12 protein-coding genes and 1 pseudogene are annotated in these 15,070 nt (G+C 70.2%); 7 read left to right on the forward strand and 6 right to left on the reverse strand.

Translation table 11 applies throughout. From position 1 onward, the window contains the following. Window positions 1–10: 10 nt before the first annotated feature. Window positions 11–493 (reverse strand): DUF4265 domain-containing protein, encoded by a 483-nt coding sequence (locus BC793_RS15275; protein WP_109593185.1) that lies wholly within the window; start codon window positions 491–493, stop codon window positions 11–13. 135 nt (window positions 494–628) lie between these two features. Here BC793_RS15275 and BC793_RS15280 point away from each other — a divergent pair, with 135 nt between their 5' ends. Both BC793_RS15280 and BC793_RS15285 read left to right on the forward strand, forming a co-directional pair. Beyond that, complete coding sequence (locus BC793_RS15280) at window positions 629–2,536, forward strand: sensor histidine kinase (RefSeq protein ID WP_146246291.1); 1,908 nt, start codon at window positions 629–631, stop codon at window positions 2,534–2,536. Next, entirely contained in the window at window positions 2,500–3,147 is a 648-nt protein-coding gene (locus tag BC793_RS15285; RefSeq protein WP_109593187.1) for a response regulator, read from the forward strand. The genes BC793_RS15280 and BC793_RS15285 overlap by 37 nt, the downstream gene beginning before the upstream one ends. Before the next feature lie 35 nt (window positions 3,148–3,182). Here the strand turns inward: BC793_RS15285 and BC793_RS15290 are convergent. Next, a pseudogene (locus BC793_RS15290) lies at window positions 3,183–3,818 on the reverse strand (SDR family oxidoreductase); the annotation flags it as partial. Between the two features lie 186 nt (window positions 3,819–4,004). Beyond that, complete coding sequence (locus BC793_RS15295; protein WP_109593188.1) at window positions 4,005–4,370, reverse strand: nuclear transport factor 2 family protein; 366 nt, start codon at window positions 4,368–4,370, stop codon at window positions 4,005–4,007. A gap of 78 nt (window positions 4,371–4,448) precedes the next feature. Here BC793_RS15295 and BC793_RS15300 point away from each other — a divergent pair, with 78 nt between their 5' ends. Beyond that, window positions 4,449–5,243 (forward strand): MerR family transcriptional regulator, encoded by a 795-nt coding sequence (locus BC793_RS15300; protein ID WP_109593189.1) that lies wholly within the window; start codon window positions 4,449–4,451, stop codon window positions 5,241–5,243. A 386-nt stretch (window positions 5,244–5,629) separates the two neighbouring features. Here the strand turns inward: BC793_RS15300 and BC793_RS15305 are convergent, their stop codons facing one another. Beyond that, the gene (locus BC793_RS15305; RefSeq protein WP_109593190.1) at window positions 5,630–6,706 is read right to left on the reverse strand and encodes an NAD(P)/FAD-dependent oxidoreductase; all 1,077 of its coding nucleotides are present in this window, start codon (window positions 6,704–6,706) and stop codon (window positions 5,630–5,632) included. A gap of 125 nt (window positions 6,707–6,831) precedes the next feature. Here BC793_RS15305 and BC793_RS15310 point away from each other — a divergent pair, with 125 nt between their 5' ends. The 4 genes from BC793_RS15310 (at window position 6,832) to BC793_RS15325 (ending at window position 11,341) form a co-directional block, all read left to right on the forward strand. Next, window positions 6,832–7,653: a helix-turn-helix transcriptional regulator gene (locus tag BC793_RS15310; RefSeq protein WP_109593191.1), complete on the forward strand. Its 822-nt coding sequence runs from the start codon at window positions 6,832–6,834 to the stop codon at window positions 7,651–7,653. A 435-nt stretch (window positions 7,654–8,088) separates the two neighbouring features. After that, window positions 8,089–8,475, forward strand: coding sequence for a hypothetical protein (locus tag BC793_RS15315; RefSeq protein WP_146246292.1), 387 nt, complete (start codon window positions 8,089–8,091; stop codon window positions 8,473–8,475). 109 nt (window positions 8,476–8,584) lie between these two features. Further along, a complete protein-coding gene (locus tag BC793_RS15320; RefSeq protein WP_109593193.1) occupies window positions 8,585–9,823 on the forward strand; it encodes an IS256 family transposase in 1,239 nt (412 codons plus the stop codon). A gap of 486 nt (window positions 9,824–10,309) precedes the next feature. Continuing rightward, window positions 10,310–11,341, forward strand: a complete 1,032-nt coding sequence (locus BC793_RS15325; protein WP_146246293.1) for a hypothetical protein — start codon at window positions 10,310–10,312, stop codon at window positions 11,339–11,341. A 307-nt stretch (window positions 11,342–11,648) separates the two neighbouring features. Here BC793_RS15325 and BC793_RS15330 read toward each other — a convergent pair whose 3' ends face one another. Together BC793_RS15330 and BC793_RS15335 are read right to left on the reverse strand one after the other, a co-directional pair. Next, window positions 11,649–13,268: a virginiamycin B lyase family protein gene (locus tag BC793_RS15330; protein WP_203896214.1), complete on the reverse strand. Its 1,620-nt coding sequence runs from the start codon at window positions 13,266–13,268 to the stop codon at window positions 11,649–11,651. Next, on the reverse strand, window positions 13,256–15,025 hold the full coding sequence (locus tag BC793_RS15335; RefSeq protein ID WP_239170043.1) for a flavin-containing monooxygenase: 1,770 nt from the start codon (window positions 15,023–15,025) through the stop codon (window positions 13,256–13,258). Before BC793_RS15335 ends, BC793_RS15330 begins: the two co-directional genes overlap by 13 nt. Window positions 15,026–15,070: the final 45 nt, after the last annotated feature.

The raw sequence follows: 15,070 nt of genomic DNA on the forward strand, positions 1-15,070 counted from the left end.
GGGGTGGCTCCTAGGTCCGGAACGGCTCGACGTGGCTCCACTCCCAGGTGGCGCGACCGGTGTCGATGTAGTCGCGGATCACCGGCTCCAGTGGGTCGAGTTCGACGCCCGGCGGCACGTCGATCACGACATGCCGGTCGCCGCTCCACTCGCAGCCCAGGCCCATCTGCTCGACGGTCGCCTCCACGCCGGCCCGCAGCGCCGCGGCATCCTCTTCGGAGCACGTGGCGAAGTGCAGGCGGAAGGCCTGGTGGCCGGAGGACCGGAGCAGCCGCCGGACCCGGCGCCGGTGGTTGTCCAGTCCGACGACGTCGTTGAGGGCCAGGCCGTAGGCGCGGAACGGGACGCAGGCCATCGCCGCGGTGGTGCCGGACGGTGGGGTGATCCAGACCTGCTCCATCTCGCCGGGCAGCCCGAACGGCTCGAGGTCGATCATGGCGGTGATATTGGACGGCGCCCGGCGCAGGGGCGCCTCGTGAACGATGTATCGCATGTAGGAATCCCAACCCGCAGTAGCTGCTAATAGCGAGCATATAGGACAAATTGGTCAATCAAGGTGCACTTGGCTCCACCGTGCTCGGTACCCTGCCGGCATGTGCCGACGGACCTCGCGGCGAAGAATCGGTTCATGACCCGCCACGCGCTCGCCGCGCCACGGTGTGCCTGCCTCGTGCTGTTCACGGCCGCCGGATTCGCGTACTCCCTCGTGATGTTGATCTCCGTGACCCTCGTCGTGCCGTTCCCCGCGGCGGCGGCCGGCCAACAGCGGCTCGTCGCGCTCGCCCGGCGGCTCGCCCGCGGCTGGACCGGCATCGACGTGCCGGACGTTTCGCGGACGCCGCCGCCCCTGCCGCAACGTCGGGCCGACGGCTGGTATGCGCATGGCGTCACGCTCTACCGGTCCCCCCGGACCGCCCGCTGGATGTCCGCCATCGATCACTACGGCAACGATCCGGCCGCCGCCGTCGAGTGGCGATGGCTCACCCTGGCGCCGTTCACCTGCGCCGTCCCGGTCCTGCTGCCGCCCGCGCTGATCGCGGCGGGCCTCCTGGCGCTGCGCGCCGGACCGTGGGGCTGGCTTGCGGCAGGCGGCGCTGTCACCGCGGCGTTGCTGGTCGCGCCCACTTCCCTGCGCTGGTACGGCCGAAGCACCCGAGTCCTCCTCCAGGAGCGTGCCCGCCCGGCCCGCACCGGGTGGATCAGCCGTGCCTGGACCGCCACCTGGCGCCTCGGCGGCCTGGCCGGGCTGCATCTGGCCGGGCTCGGCGTGGCCCTGCTGACCTTCGTCACCACCGTCGTGTCCTGGGGCGGCCTGCTCCTGGCGGTCACCACCCTCACCCGCCCGGTGACCGAGATGTACCGGCGCCAGGCGCATCGCTGGACCGGTGTGGCCCTGCCCAGCCCGTACCGCCCGCTCCCTCCGCCGCCGGTCCCCGACGAGGACGGCACCTACCGCATCGGCCGCACCCTCTACGCCGAACCCGGCACGGCCGCCGGCCTCCAGCGGCACCGTTGGGTCAGCCACGACCCGGCGACCTGGCGCGACCAGCTGTGGGCGTGGGGCGCCCTGGTGTGGGCCCCGCTGACCCTGCTCCCGGCCCTGCTGATCTGCGCCGGTTTCTTCGGCCTGGTCTGGCAGCCGATCACCTGGGCGCCGTGGGCGGTGCCGATCGGCCTGTTCACCGGTCACTGGATCACCCCGTTCTACCTGTGGCACGCTCTCGTTCACGGCGGTGTCGTCCCGGCCGGGATCCCCGGCTGGACCAGCGTGCCGGCCGGCCTGCTCCTCGCCCTGCTCGGACTGGCCCTGGCCGCGCCGCTGACCCGGGCCCGCATCCGGTGGGACGCCCTGCTGCTGCGCCCGACCACCGCCACCGTCCTGGCCGGCCGCGTGGAGCAGCTGAGCACCCGGCGTGCTGACACCGCTGACGCGGCCGCCGACGAGTTGCGCCGGATCGAACGCGATCTGCACGACGGTGCGCAGGCCCGTCTCGTCGCCGTCGGTCTCGGTCTCGGCGCGGTCGCCCGTCTCCTGGAGACCGACCCGGTGCGGGCCCGGCAACTGCTCACCCAGGCCCAGGAGACGTCCGCGACCGCCCTGGCCGAACTGCGCGACCTGGTCCGTGGCATCCACCCGCCGGTCCTCGCCGAACGCGGCCTCACCGCCGCCGTCCGCGCGATCGCGCTCGACACGCCGCTGCCGGTCGTCGTCGAGACCGACCTGCCCGGCCGCCTCGACCCGGCCGTCGAATCGGCCGTCTACTTCGCCGTCTGCGAAACCCTCGCCAACGCCGCCCGGATCGCCGCCACCGTCACCCTCACCATGCACCACCGGGACGGGCTGCTGCGTATGGTGGTCACCGACGACGGCCCGGGCGGCGCCGATCCGTCGGCCGGGACCGGCCTGCGCGGCATCATGCGGAGGCTCAGTGCCTTCGACGGCACGCTCACCCTGCACAGTCCCACCGGCGGTCCGACCGTAGTGATCATGGAGGTGCCGTGCGCGTTGTCCTCGCCGAAGACCTCCACCTCCTGAGGGACGGGCTCGCCCTGCTCCTGGAGAGCCACGGTTTCACCATCACCGCCGCGGTCGCCGACGGCCCGTCCCTGCGCGACGCCCTCACCCGTCATCGTCCCGACGTCGCCGTGGTCGACGTGCGCCTGCCACCCACCTTCACCGACGAGGGCCTCCAGATCGCCCTCGAAGCCCGCCGCGCCACACCCGGCCTGCCGATCCTGGTGCTGTCCGCCCACGTCGAACAGCTCTATGCCCGCGAACTCCTCACCGACGGCGCCGGAGCCGTTGGTTACCTCCTCAAGGACCGCGTCCTCAACGGCGACCAGTTCGCCGACGCGGTCCGCCGGGTCGCGGCCGGCGGCACCGCCATGGACCCCCAGGTCATCGCCAAGCTCCTGAACGCGGGCGGCGCCAACACTCCGCTGTCCCGCCTCACCCCGCGCGAACGGGAGGTCCTCGAACTGATGGCCCAGGGGCGCTCCAACGCGGCGATCGCCCAGCGCCTGTTCCTGAGTGACAGCGCGATCAGCAAACACATCGCCGCCGTCTTCGCCAAGCTGGGCCTGCCCATCTCGGACGACGACAACCGCCGGGTGATGGCCGTCCTGGCCTTCCTCAACGCCTCCTGATCCGCTGCGCGCTCGCCGTCCGGCGTGCCGTGCGTTCAGACGGTCGGGACCGTTCCGCCGTCGATCACGTACTCGGCGCCCACGATGGCCGAGGCGCGGTCCGATACCAGGAACCCGACCAGGTCGGCGATCTCCCCGGTGGTGGCGAACCGGCCCAGGGGTACGCCTCCGAGCGAGTCGTAGATGTTCTGCCTGGCCTGTTCGCGGCTGATCCCGTTGCCCTCGGCGATCCGGTCCACGAATCTCTCGTAGGCCTCCGTCTCGATCCCGCCGGGGCTGATCGCGTTGACGCGGACGCCGCGCGGGGCGAGCTCGTTGGCGAGCCCCTTGCTGTAGGTGCGCAACGCGGCTTTCGCCGCCGCGTAGGCCAGGGACGCCTCGTACTGAGGGAGTTCACGCTGGATCGAGGTGAAGTGCAGTACGACCGCCGACCCGGACGCGATCATCGCCGGCAGGAGGGCCCGATCGAGCCGTACCGCTCCGAGGAGGTTCAGGTTCAGCTCGATCATCCACTGCTCGTCGGTGATGACCGCGAACCCGCCGGACGGCGTCGAGGCACCTCCGACGACGTGCACCAGGATGTCCAGTGCGCCGCCGGTCTCGGCGATCCGGTCGGCCACCGCCTTCGCGCCCTCGACCGTCGAGGTGTCGGCCTCGATGAAACCGGTCGGGGTGCTCGTACCCCTCGGGCATCGTCCGGGCCGTCACATGGACGTCGGCGCCCATCTCCCGCAGTCGCTCGACGACGGCCTTGCCGGACCCCTTCGATCCGCCCGTGACCAGCGCCCGGCGCCCATCGAGACGATCGCGGTCTGCAGTGGGCATGCTCTCTCCTCTGAAGATCGGCGCGGTGCTGGTCATCGGGATCCGTGGTCGGCGATGACGAGTTCGGTGACGACGTCCTCGCGGATCGTGAACCGGTAGTCGAGCTCGGCGACGCCGCCCGGGAAGGTCCCCTCGAGCCGCAGCGTCACCACCCAGTGGTCGTCGTCGATGCGTGCGGCGCCGATCTGCTCGGTCGTGTATGCGAACTCGGAGCCGGCGTCCCGCAGGAACGCGTGAATCCGCTCCCGGCCGCGGACGGACTCGCCCTGATCGACGGCCACCGCGTCCTCGGCGAAGAAGGACGAGGCCGTGTCGGCGTCGCGGACGACGTGGGCGGCGAGGAAACCGCGGACGGTGGCCGGGAGTGAGTCGGACCGGAGGTCGTTGTGCTGTGTCATGAGCCCACCGTGTCGCCTCGCGGTGCGGGAGGGTCAAGCGCTGGACTCTCCCCCTGGGAGAGCCTTCATACTGCGGGGGTGCTGACGATCGGGGAGTTCTCGCGCCTGACCCACCTGAGCGTGCGGACCCTGCGCCGGTATCACGAGGGCGCCCTGCTGGAACCCGCCGTGGTGGACGAGACCTCCGGCTACCGCTACTACGCCATCGAGCAGATCCCGACCGCCCAGGTCATCAACCGGCTCCGCGAACTCGACGTCCCCCTGAGCGACGTGCAGCGGATCCTGCGGTCCCCGGACCCCGGTGTCCGCGCGACCCTGATCGCCGACCACCTCCAACGCCTGGAGGCCGAGCTCGACCGCACCCGGGCCGCGGTCGCGTCGCTGCGCCGCCTGCTCCGGCCTGATCCCGCGCCGATCGAGGTGGAGCTCCGTGCCGAGCCCGCCCGCACGGTCGCGGCGGTGGCGGCCGTGGTCGACGAGGGCGAGGTCGACGCCTGGTTCGCGGGCGCCATGGCCGAGTTGGAGGTGGCCGTCGGCGACGCGGTGATCGGTCCACCGGGTGGCACCTACGACAACTCCCTGTTCGAACAGGGCCGCGGTCACGTGCTGGTCTACCTGCCGACGGTCGCTCCCCCTCGTACCGGGCGGGTGCACGCCGCGACCCTGCCCGCCGCGGAACTGGCAGTGACCACCCACGTCGGCGAGCACGACGGCATCGAGGTCACCTACGGCGAACTCGGTACCTGGGTCGTGGAGAACGCGATGTCGGTGGCGGGGCCCGTGCGGGAGGTCTACCTGGTCGGACCTCGGGACGTAGGGGATCCGGCCGCGTGGCGCACCGAGATCGGGTGGCCGGTGTTCCGGGTGACCTGAGTGGGGCGGCGGGCCGAAAACTTCACCGGGCGCGACGGTCGCCACCACCAGGCGCCGCTCACTGCGTCAGCGTCTGCCGCCCTGGGTGCTCTGGTGCGGGCGTCGGGCGTCAGAACGGGCTGCACTCCACGCCAGGGCGTCCCCGTCGCTCGTACAGGTGCTCGTGCTTCAACGTCCCGAAGAACCGCTCCACCACGCCGTTGGTCTACGGGGTCCGGACGTGTCGCAGCAGCGGACCAGCCGTCGGCGCGCATCGATCTCGCGGTGCCCCAGGCGGGCCAGCCCGCGGCATACTCCGCCGCCGTCGCCTCGACCGCGGGGTCGGCCATGGGCCCTTCGACGGTAGGGCCGACGGGACGATGGCCACCGAGTCACATATCGAATTCCTAGTCGGCGTTGAGCAGGGACCGGTAGTGGTCCAGCAGGAAGGTGCCCTTGAACTGGGCCGTCGCCTCGGCGCCGAAGAACCCGAATTCGGGGGCCCAGCCGGCGCCCCCGGACGGGCCCAGGGTGAGGATCATGCCGTCGGGGAACGGCTCGTAGGCGGTCAGTGCGGTGCCCTCGATCAGGGCGCGGATGTTGGCGGCGGCCACCTCGGCCTGGCGGCCGGCCGCGCGGCCCGTCTTCAGCTCCGGGGTGTCGTTGACATCCCCGACGGCGAAGACCCGGTCCTGGCCGGCGACCCGCAGGTGCTCGGTGACCGGCAGCCGGCCGTCCGGCTGCCGGACCGTGGACAGATCGGCGCCGAGGTGCCCGGACGGCACCGTGGAGCCGTAACAGGCGAACCATAGGTCGGCGCCGATCGTCTCGCCGTCGCCGGTGGTCGCCGTGAACGGGTGCACCACGCCGACCGGGGTGCCCGGCAGGGCGTCGAGCTTGGTACCGAGCAGCACCCGCACACCGAGGTCGTCGAGTTGCCGGGCCACCTCGGTGCGCATCTCGCCGGTGAACCGGCCGCCCAGCAGCTCCGGCGCCGGGTCGATGACGGTCACCGGCCTGCCCGGCCAGGCCGCGGCGATCTCGCCGGCGAACTCCAGACCGATCGGGCCGGCGCCGAGCAGCAGCACCCCGGTCGACTGCTCCAGCGACGCGTGCAGCTCACGCAACCGGTCGACCGCCGCATCGTGACCGACGGCCTCGATCCGGGCCGGAAACGGCCCCGTCGATCCGGTGGCCAGCACGACGAAGTCGGCGTCGAGCCGGGCCCCGGAGCCGAGTGTGACCCGGTCGGGCCGCACCTCGGTGGCGGTGCCCCGGAGCACCCGGCCACGGGACAACAGGCCGTCATAGGGGAAGAAGATCTTGTCGATCCAGGCGGGGTCGGCCACGGCGCGCAGATGGGCGACGTGGTGGACGAACATCTCCTTCGGCTCCACCATCGTCACCTCCGCGATGTCGTCGAGGGTCCGGGACACCACGATGCCGGCGTAACCGCCGCCCACCACCACTACTTTCGGAGCCATGTCGGGACTCACCTCTCGTCGGTTCGCTTCGACTCTGGCGGGCCCGGCGGCCGATAGGGAGGCCGTGTCCGGGGTGGTAGTGGCAGGGCCACCTTCAGCGGCCGGTGGGTGGCTACATTCGGTGCATGGGCGACAACGAGCTGGGCGGTTTCCTGCGGGCCCGGCGGGCGGAGGTGACGCCTGCCGAGGTCGGGCTGCCACCGGGTGACCGGCGGCGTACACCCGGTCTGCGCCGCGCCGAGGTGGCGATGCTCGCCGGGATCAGCGTGGAATACCTGACGCGTCTCGAGCAGGGCCGCGACCGGCACCCGTCGCCACAGGTCCTCGCCGCGCTGGCCGGCCCGCTGCGGCTGACCGCCGCCGAGCGGGCCCATCTCTACCGCCTGACCAGAGCATCGGCGGTGACGTGTGGCCGCCTGGTCGAGGATCCGGCGCGCAGTGTGCGACCCGGCCTCCGGGCGATGCTGGACCAGCTCGACCCGGCCGCGGCGATGCTGGTCAACCAGGTCGGCGACGTGCTGGCGTGCACACCGGGCATGCGGCGCCTGGCCGGTCCGATCGGCCTGCTGGACGGCGATCCCCCGAATGTGAATCGGTATGTGTTCACCGACCCGCGTGCACGGGAGGTCTTCCCGGACTGGGCGTCCGTGGCCGACGAGCAGGTGGCGGCCCTGAAAGACGGCCCGGCCCGGCCGGATTTCACCGGCGAGTTGACGGCGCTGGCGGGCGCGGAGTTCACCGGGCGGGCCGAGCGGGTGCCCGGTCTGCCCCGATCGCACGGCCTGCTGCGCCTGGAGCACCCGGAGGCGGGCCCGTTGCGCCTGGCCTACGAGATCATGGTGTTACCCGGCGACAACGGTCTGCGCATGGTGGTCTACCTCCCAGCCGACGAGGCGACCTCCCGCTCGCTGCGCCAGATCTCACCCCTACGCCTGGTCGCCGGCTGACCACTGCCGTCCTCGGCCGGTGACGGTGGCTGAACGCCGGGCAGAGGCAGTGCGGTGCGGCGGGAGGCGGGAGTCTCCCTCCAGGCTAGGGGGACAACCACGAACGTCAGCCCGAACCGGGGCTGACGATCCTTCACGCCGTCGCTGAGCGTTCCTTGATCGCGGTCTGCCGAGAGGGGCGCAGCGCGTGTAGGAGGACTCGTTCTGGCGCGCTTGGAGGATGCCGGGGACTGTGGCGGCGGTGGTGGTGAACCGCATTGGTGCCGGTACTCGCACCGTTGCCACCGCGATCCCGCTGTGGTGGCCGGGCGTCGAGGGCGTGCCTGCGGACGTGGTACAGGCAGGCGTCAATGACTGCATGTAACCGGTTGGTGGCCTTCGGTGCGTCTGGGGCGCTTAATGGATAGTGAAGGCGGTGAATGTCTGCTACGTTCCATGAAAGCGTTCAAAGGGGGAGAAGGCTTGTCTTCTGCTATCAAAGCATCTTTATCGGTTGTATTTACCCTTTCACTGCTGGGTGGAATGGCATCGCCCGCGGCCGCCGTGGGCGCCGGTGATGAGGCAGTCGCCGAGAAGACCATGACCATCGCGGGGTTCGACGTCGAGGTCGCCCGGGCGCATGGCTACGAGGTGGTGACGCTCCCCGGCGGAGCAATGGCGTCAGTTCCCGCCGACAAGGCCGATGCCGCTCGCGCGGGTGACTATGTTCCTGCAGCAGGCGTACTGCTTCCCGCGGGCTCGGACGGGAGCCTCGCGGGCAACGGTTACGGCGAGTCGGCCGGTGATTGCGGATACTCAGTGGAGTCCCTGATAGTGGTGTAACGCGGTTGGCGTGATCGTCTCCGTCGGACAGCCCGTCCGGCATAGAGCGCGGCCATCGCGTGATCTTTCGAGCGAACGTCTCACGGAACTCTCGAAAGGGATCATCACGATGACCGCACCTCACATCATCGACCCTGCCGGACTGCTCGGCCAAGCCCTCGGCGACGCGTCACCGGATCTGATGCGTCATCTGCTGTCGACCGTCATCAACTCGCTGCTGTCGGCCGAGGCCGACGCGGTCTGCGGCGCCGAATACGGCATGGCCAGCCCGGATCGGGTCAACTCCCGCAACGGCTACCGCCACCGCGAGCTCGACACCCGCATCGGCACGATCGACGTGGCCGTGCCGAAACTGCGGTCGGGCTCGTACTTTCCCGAATGGCTACTCGAACGCCGTAAACGGGCCGAAGCCGCGCTGGTCAGCGTCGTCGCGACCTGCTATCTACTCGGCGTGTCGACCCGGCGCATGGACAAACTCGTGCAATCTCTGGGGATCACGTCGTTGTCGAAGTCGCAGGTCTCGCGGATGGCCGCCGACCTCGACGAACAGGTCCACGCCTTCCGGACCCGGCCACTGGGCGAGTCCGGGCCGTTCACGTTCGTGGCCGCCGACGCGTTGACCATGAAGGTCCGTGAACAGGGCCGGGTCGTCAACGCCGTCGTGCTCGTCGCGACCGGCGTCAACGCCGACGGCCACCGCGAAGTCCTCGGCGTCAAGGTCGCCACCAGCGAAACCAAACAGGCCTGGAACGCGTTCTTCGCCGACCTGGTCGCCCGCGGCCTGTCCGGCGTCCTGCTGGTCACCTCCGACGCCCACGCCGGGCTGATCGACGCGATCGCGGCGAACCTGCCCGGCACGTCGTGGCAGAGATGTCGCACGCACTTCGCGGCGAACCTCATGGCCGTGACGCCGAAGTCGGCGTGGCCGGCGGTCAAGACGATGCTGCACTCGGTCTATGACCAGCCCGACCCGCAATCGGTGCACGCCCAGTTCGACAAGCTGCTCGACACCACCGCCGGCAGCCTGCCGAAAGTCGCCGCCTACCTCGACGACGCCCGCGCCGACCTGCTCGCCTTCACCAGCTTCCCGCAGCCCATCTGGCGCCAGATCTGGTCGAACAATCCGAACGAGCGCTTGAACAAGGAGATCCGCCGCCGCACCGATGTCGTCGGGATCTTCCCCGACCGCGACGCCGTCATCCGCCTCGTCGGCGCCGTCCTGGCCGAACAACACGACGAATGGACCGAAGGCCGCCGCTACTTCGCCCTCGACATCCTCGACCGCGCCCGCAAAACCACCAACCGCGGCACGAGCCAACCCGAACTGGAAACCGCACACAACCTCTGACCAGCACAACTCGAAAGATCAGCCGTTACACCACTTCCAGGGGCTTGACCGGATACTCGTGGGTTCAGCTCAGCCCGAGAGGTGGCGGCTCCGCCAGCCTTACGACCGGAATGACGCTGGTGCTGGACTCGGGAGGGCCCTGGGACGTTCACTGGTGGGTCGACATTCACGACCGTGGAGGAGACTCGACGCAGTACTTCGACGAGTATGACGGGTACCCCAGCAGCACCGGCCTGAGTTGGACAGCGAGAGCACGATCGCTCAATCTGACCAGAGGCTCAGCGAGCGCGACGGTGACCGTCGGAAGCTACACGATCACTGAGGCGGGTTGGATCTGCTTCTCCTATTCTCCGACAGGTTCGACGACCATCACCTGACCCTCGGTGGGGGGCGCTGTGCAGCCCAAGGGCTGCACAGCGCCCTGTTCCATTCATTGGATAATCGATGCGAAGGGCCGGCACAGCGGTCGGCCTGAGGAGGCCTGGCATGGAGTTCAGCGATCCGAACTGGCGCAAGGAACGGTTGGCGCGTCAAACCGGCCGGATGCATGCCGAGCTACTCGCCAGTGGCCTGCCCGTCTACACCCTGGTCCCCGAGTCGCGGCCGGCCGAGGAGCGCTTCGGGGGACTCGAGGTTTTCGACGGGACGGTTACCGCCATCCACCTGGTTTATCCGGCGTCGACGCCCGAGGGTCCGTGGGCCGACGTCGAGACGGCCCGCTGGACCGGCCTCCAGATCGGCCCGGCTTCCCTTCGTCTGGCTCTGGAGCATCACGTTCGCCGTGGCGGTGACCGATTCTCCGAGCTGACATGGACCGAGAGTTCGGCCTCTCTGTCAGTCGACGGCCACCGTATCGGCGCCCAGTGGCTGCGCGCTGGTCGCCGGTGGTGGGCGCTGCGGGGCGAGCATTCCGGTATCGAGATCACCTTGATAGGCAGGGACTGGCATCCGGAAACGCTCGCTGTCGAGACGGTCGCTGACCCCATGCCCATCCTCCGCCGACTTCCCGACGACCGTCCTGCGTACCAAGCCGTTCCCTCGGCTCCCGGCGCGGGCCCTCTTCCCGCCGACCTGCGCCGCGAACCTCACCGAGCACTGGCCGATGCTGTACTGCACAACACCGCGGCACACGCCGCTTGGCAGGCCGATGGCGGCCCCGCCCCGCAGTTGCCCACCTGGTGGTCGGAGCTCTGGCGGACTGCGGTGCAGCGCCAGATGCAGCTGAGCGGTCAGCCGGAGGTCGAAGCGGCCGCCGCCGTACGCGGTATGACGTCCCAGTTGGCCGGGCTCTTCCACGAATTCGAATGGTTCCGCTCCGACGCCGAACTCCGCCGCCGGGCCATCACCGAGATCCTCTTCTACAGCACCGGCCTGGGAGCCGACGTTTCCAGCCGCACCGCACAGGACGATTGGCACCGCTTCACCACGGCTGACGTCGATCCTGACAGCCGGGCGATCGCCAACGAACGGTGGATCACCGCCTGGCAGAGTTGGGCGTCCTCCAAGCGCCAGGTGTAGCGGTTCAAGCCCGCCCGAGAGCCGATCCAACTGCTGTCAGACGCGGAACTGCCGATTCAAATCCAAGGACCGGCCATCGACACACGTTGCCGCATTCGGCAGCTGACCAGGCGGCATGTTCAGGACGGCGAGGCGAGCCGTACCCCATGCAAACTCCTGACACGACCATCGATCGCCGGCCGACCCGATACCGACGCCGCCCCGCTGCTCACGCCCCCGCGGAAGGACCACGATCGAGGAACGGCTACTGCTTTCCGTACGCCTGGGAGCAACGGCCGCCGCGCGGCCGATGTCCGCGGCTGAGGGGTCAGCCGAGGGGTAGGCGGATGACGCTGCCGTCGGCGGAGGCGCCCAGGTGGAGGGTGCCGTCGGGGGCGGTGGTCAGGGCGGCGAACTGGCGCGGGACGCCCGGTAGGCCTTCGATCGACAGGGCCGGCTGGAGAGGGCGGGGCCGAGCGACCGGCAGGTCCTCGGCCAGGACCCGGATCTGCGGCGCCGCCTCGACGAGGCGACGACGGCCGGCCTCGACGACCAGGACGCGGCCATCGGTGGTGACGGTGAGGCCCTGGGGGGCGTGCAAGCCGTCCGCGATGATGGTCGGTTTGGCGTATCCCCGGCCGGAACCGAAACCGGACTCAGGGCCGGAACCGGAATCGGGGCCGAAACCGGAATCAGAGTCGAGACGGGAACCAGAGCCGCCGCCGGGACGGGGAGCGGAGCCGGAACCGGAGCCGGGACCGGGACCGGGGCCGTCCAGGCGGTAGACGGTGCCGTGGTCCTCGTCGGAGACGTAGCAGTGGCCGTCGGCGTCGACCGCCACGTCGACGGGGCGGCCCAGGCCCTCGGCGAGGATGCTGATCACGTCGTCGGGGGAGATGGCCAGTACGCGGCCTGCGCCGGCCTCCGCTACGAGAAGGGTGCCGTCCGGTCGTACCGCGATGCCCTGGGGTTGGTCGAGGTTTTCGGCGCGGGTGCGGGTCTCGGACCGTGAGGTGGTGGTGACCTGGCCGTATTGGGAGGTGACGTGCAGGTCGTCGCCGGAGGTGGCGATCGCGTGGGCGAACGGCAGGAAGGCGCCGTCGATCCGGTAGTGGTCGGCGATGTGGAGGGTGCCGTTGTGGTCGACGGCGATGCCGTACGGGCCGGCGAGCCCGCGCGGGACGATCTCGTGGAGGCTGCCGTCGGGGCGGACCTCGGTGATGCCGGCGCTGCTGAAGCTGGAGACGTACATCCGGTTGTCGGCGTCGAAGGCGGCGTTGTCCAGGCCGGGGATGCCGGTGACGATCTCGGTGCGCTGATCGCCGTCGATGCGGGTGATGGTGCCGGCCTCGTCGATCGACAGGACGTAGAGCACGCCGTCGCGGTCGAAGCGGACCGCGACCGTCTGCGCCACCTCGGCGACCAGCGTCGGTGTGCCGCCGTCGGGGCTGATCCGGTAGACCTCGCCGGGGAACATGTGCGGATAGTAGAGGTCGCCGTGGGGGCCGGCCTGCATGGCGTTGCCCAGCATCAGGTCCTCGGTCAGCATCTTCAGGGAGCACGCCGGTCCGGGCGGGGAGGCGACGAGTTCGAGGACGCGGCCGCCGGGGACCATCTCGTTGACGAAGATCCGGTTGCCGACGGCGGCGATGCCGTTGGGGTTGTGGATGCCGTCGGCGGCGATGGTGAGTTCGCCGGACGGGCTGCGCCGCCACACCCGGCCGGGGGCGACGTCGGTGATCCACAGATTGCCGTCGGCGTCGAAGACCAGGTCGTCGGGTGATTGCAGCGGCCCGTCGGGTGCGACGATCACCTCGACGTCGCCGGTGGTGACGTCGACGGCGCTGATCCGGCCGGGCAGGTATTCGGCCACCCAGAGGCGGCCGTCGGGGCCGAAGGTGATCCCGTTCGAGCCGCGCAACGGGGTGGCGGCGATCAGTCTTTCCACAGCACCTGCTCCAGACTTCCGTCGGTGCGCCATGTGCGCAGCAGTTCGTGGAAGGCGATCGGGCCGGGGCCGAACGAGAAGCTCATCGGCAGCGGGTCGCCTTCGTTGTTGTAGTAGCCGGGTGTGCACTCGCTCTGGAACGCGAAACTGTCGCCGGCGGTCGCGTCGATGGTGGCCACCCACGCGTCCTCGGCCTCGAGGCTGGGCTCGATCCGGCGGGCGCCGCGGTTCTCCGCCTCGCCGACCATGGCACCGATGTGGATGGCCTGCTCGTGGAGGATGTGCACGAAGTTCACGGCGTTCGCGTTGTGCACCGGGCCCAGCTGGAACAGGTTCGGAAAACCGTGACAGGAAAAGCCGTGCAGGGTACGGAACCCGTTCGCCCAGTGCTCGAAGATGTGTTTCCCGCCGCGCCCGTACACCTGGAGGTTTCCGGAGAGGATGCCGGAGATGCCCACCTCGAAGCCGGTGGCGAAGATGACGCAGTCCACCTCGTATGCGGTGTCGCCGACGACGACGCCGGTGGCGGTCATCCGGGTGATCCCGCCGTGGTCGGCGGTGTCGACGAGGGTCACGTTGGGCCGGTTGAAGGTCTGGAGGTAGTGGTCGCTGAACGTGGGCCGCTTGCACATGTACCGGTACCAGGGCTTGAGCAGTTCGGCGACGGCCGGGTCGGTGACCACCTCGTCGACGCGGGCGCGGATGCCGTTCATCGTGGCGAAGTCGGCGAGTTCCAGCTCCTCCGCGGTCAGCTCGGCCCGGGTGCCGGCCAGGAAGGTGCGCTGGAGTTTCGCGGTGGCGGTCCACCGGTCGTCGATCAGGTCCTCGTCGGCGTGGCCGCCGGTGACGACGGTGAGGAAGTTGTCCATCCGTTCCCGCTGCCAGCCGGGCCGCACGCTGTCCAGGACCGACGGGTCGGTGGGCCGGTTGTCGCGGACGTCGACCGTCGACGGGGTGCGCTGGAAGACGTACAGGTGCCCGGCGTCGCGGCCGACGTGCGGCACCACCTGGACGGCGGTGGCCCCGGTACCGACGACGGCGACCCTCCTGCCGGCCAGCCCGGTGAGGCCGCCGGTCTGGTCGCCGCCGGTGTACGCGTAGTCCCAGCGGCTGGTGTGGAAGGTGTGCCCCCGATAGTCCGCGATGCCCGGGATCCCCGGCAGTTTCGGCTGGGTGAGCAGACCGGAGGAGAGCACCACGTAGCGGGAGGTGAACACGTCGCCCCGGTCGGTGGTCACCGTCCACTCGGCGGCGTCGTCGTCCCAGCGCAGTTCGGTCACCCTGGTGTGGAACAGGGCGTGCTGGTACAGGTCGAACCGTTTCGCGAGGGCCACGGCGTGCCGGCGGATCTCGTCGCCGGGCGCGTACCGCCACTTCGGGACGTACCCGACCTCCTCCAGCAGCGGCAGGTACACGGTCGCCTCGATGTCGCAGTGGATGCCGGGGTAGCGGTTCCAGTACCAGGTGCCGCCGAAGTCGCCGGCCTCGTCGATCACGCGCAGGTCCTGGAGACCGGCCTGCCGTAGGCGCGCCCCCGTGAGCAGGCCACCGAACCCGCCGCCGACGACCGTCGCGTCGACCCGGTCGGTCACCGGCCGGCGGTCCACCCGCTCGGTGTACGGGTCCTTGGCGTAATAGCCGAACTCGCCGGTCGCCGGCTGGTACCGGCCGCCACCGTCCGGGCGTATCCGCCGGTCGCGTTCGGCTCGGTACTTCGCGCGCAGGGAGGCGATCTCGTCCGGTGTGAAGGTCGGCACGAAGACAGCAAGACACAGTGACGCAGATGAATCAAGCAACTTTTT

This window comes from Actinoplanes xinjiangensis (assembly GCF_003148685.1).
In the GTDB taxonomy this organism is placed as follows: Bacteria; Actinomycetota; Actinomycetes; order Mycobacteriales; family Micromonosporaceae; genus Actinoplanes; species Actinoplanes xinjiangensis.

Bases quoted from the DNA above. Each gene is read 5' to 3' on its own strand.
- BC793_RS15280 (WP_146246291.1), top strand. From the start codon at position 629: ATGACCCGCCACGCGCTCGCCGCGCCACGGTGTGCCTGCCTCGTGCTG.
- BC793_RS15310 (WP_109593191.1), top strand. From the start codon at position 6,832: ATGGGCGACAACGAGCTGGGCGGTTTCCTGCGGGCCCGGCGGGCGGAG.
- BC793_RS15315 (WP_146246292.1), top strand. From the start codon at position 8,089: ATGAAAGCGTTCAAAGGGGGAGAAGGCTTGTCTTCTGCTATCAAAGCA.
- BC793_RS15295 (WP_109593188.1), bottom strand. From the start codon at position 4,370: ATGACACAGCACAACGACCTCCGGTCCGACTCACTCCCGGCCACCGTC.
- BC793_RS15320 (WP_109593193.1), top strand. From the start codon at position 8,585: ATGACCGCACCTCACATCATCGACCCTGCCGGACTGCTCGGCCAAGCC.
- BC793_RS15275 (WP_109593185.1), bottom strand. From the start codon at position 493: ATGCGATACATCGTTCACGAGGCGCCCCTGCGCCGGGCGCCGTCCAAT.
- BC793_RS15305 (WP_109593190.1), bottom strand. From the start codon at position 6,706: ATGGCTCCGAAAGTAGTGGTGGTGGGCGGCGGTTACGCCGGCATCGTG.
- BC793_RS15325 (WP_146246293.1), top strand. From the start codon at position 10,310: ATGGAGTTCAGCGATCCGAACTGGCGCAAGGAACGGTTGGCGCGTCAA.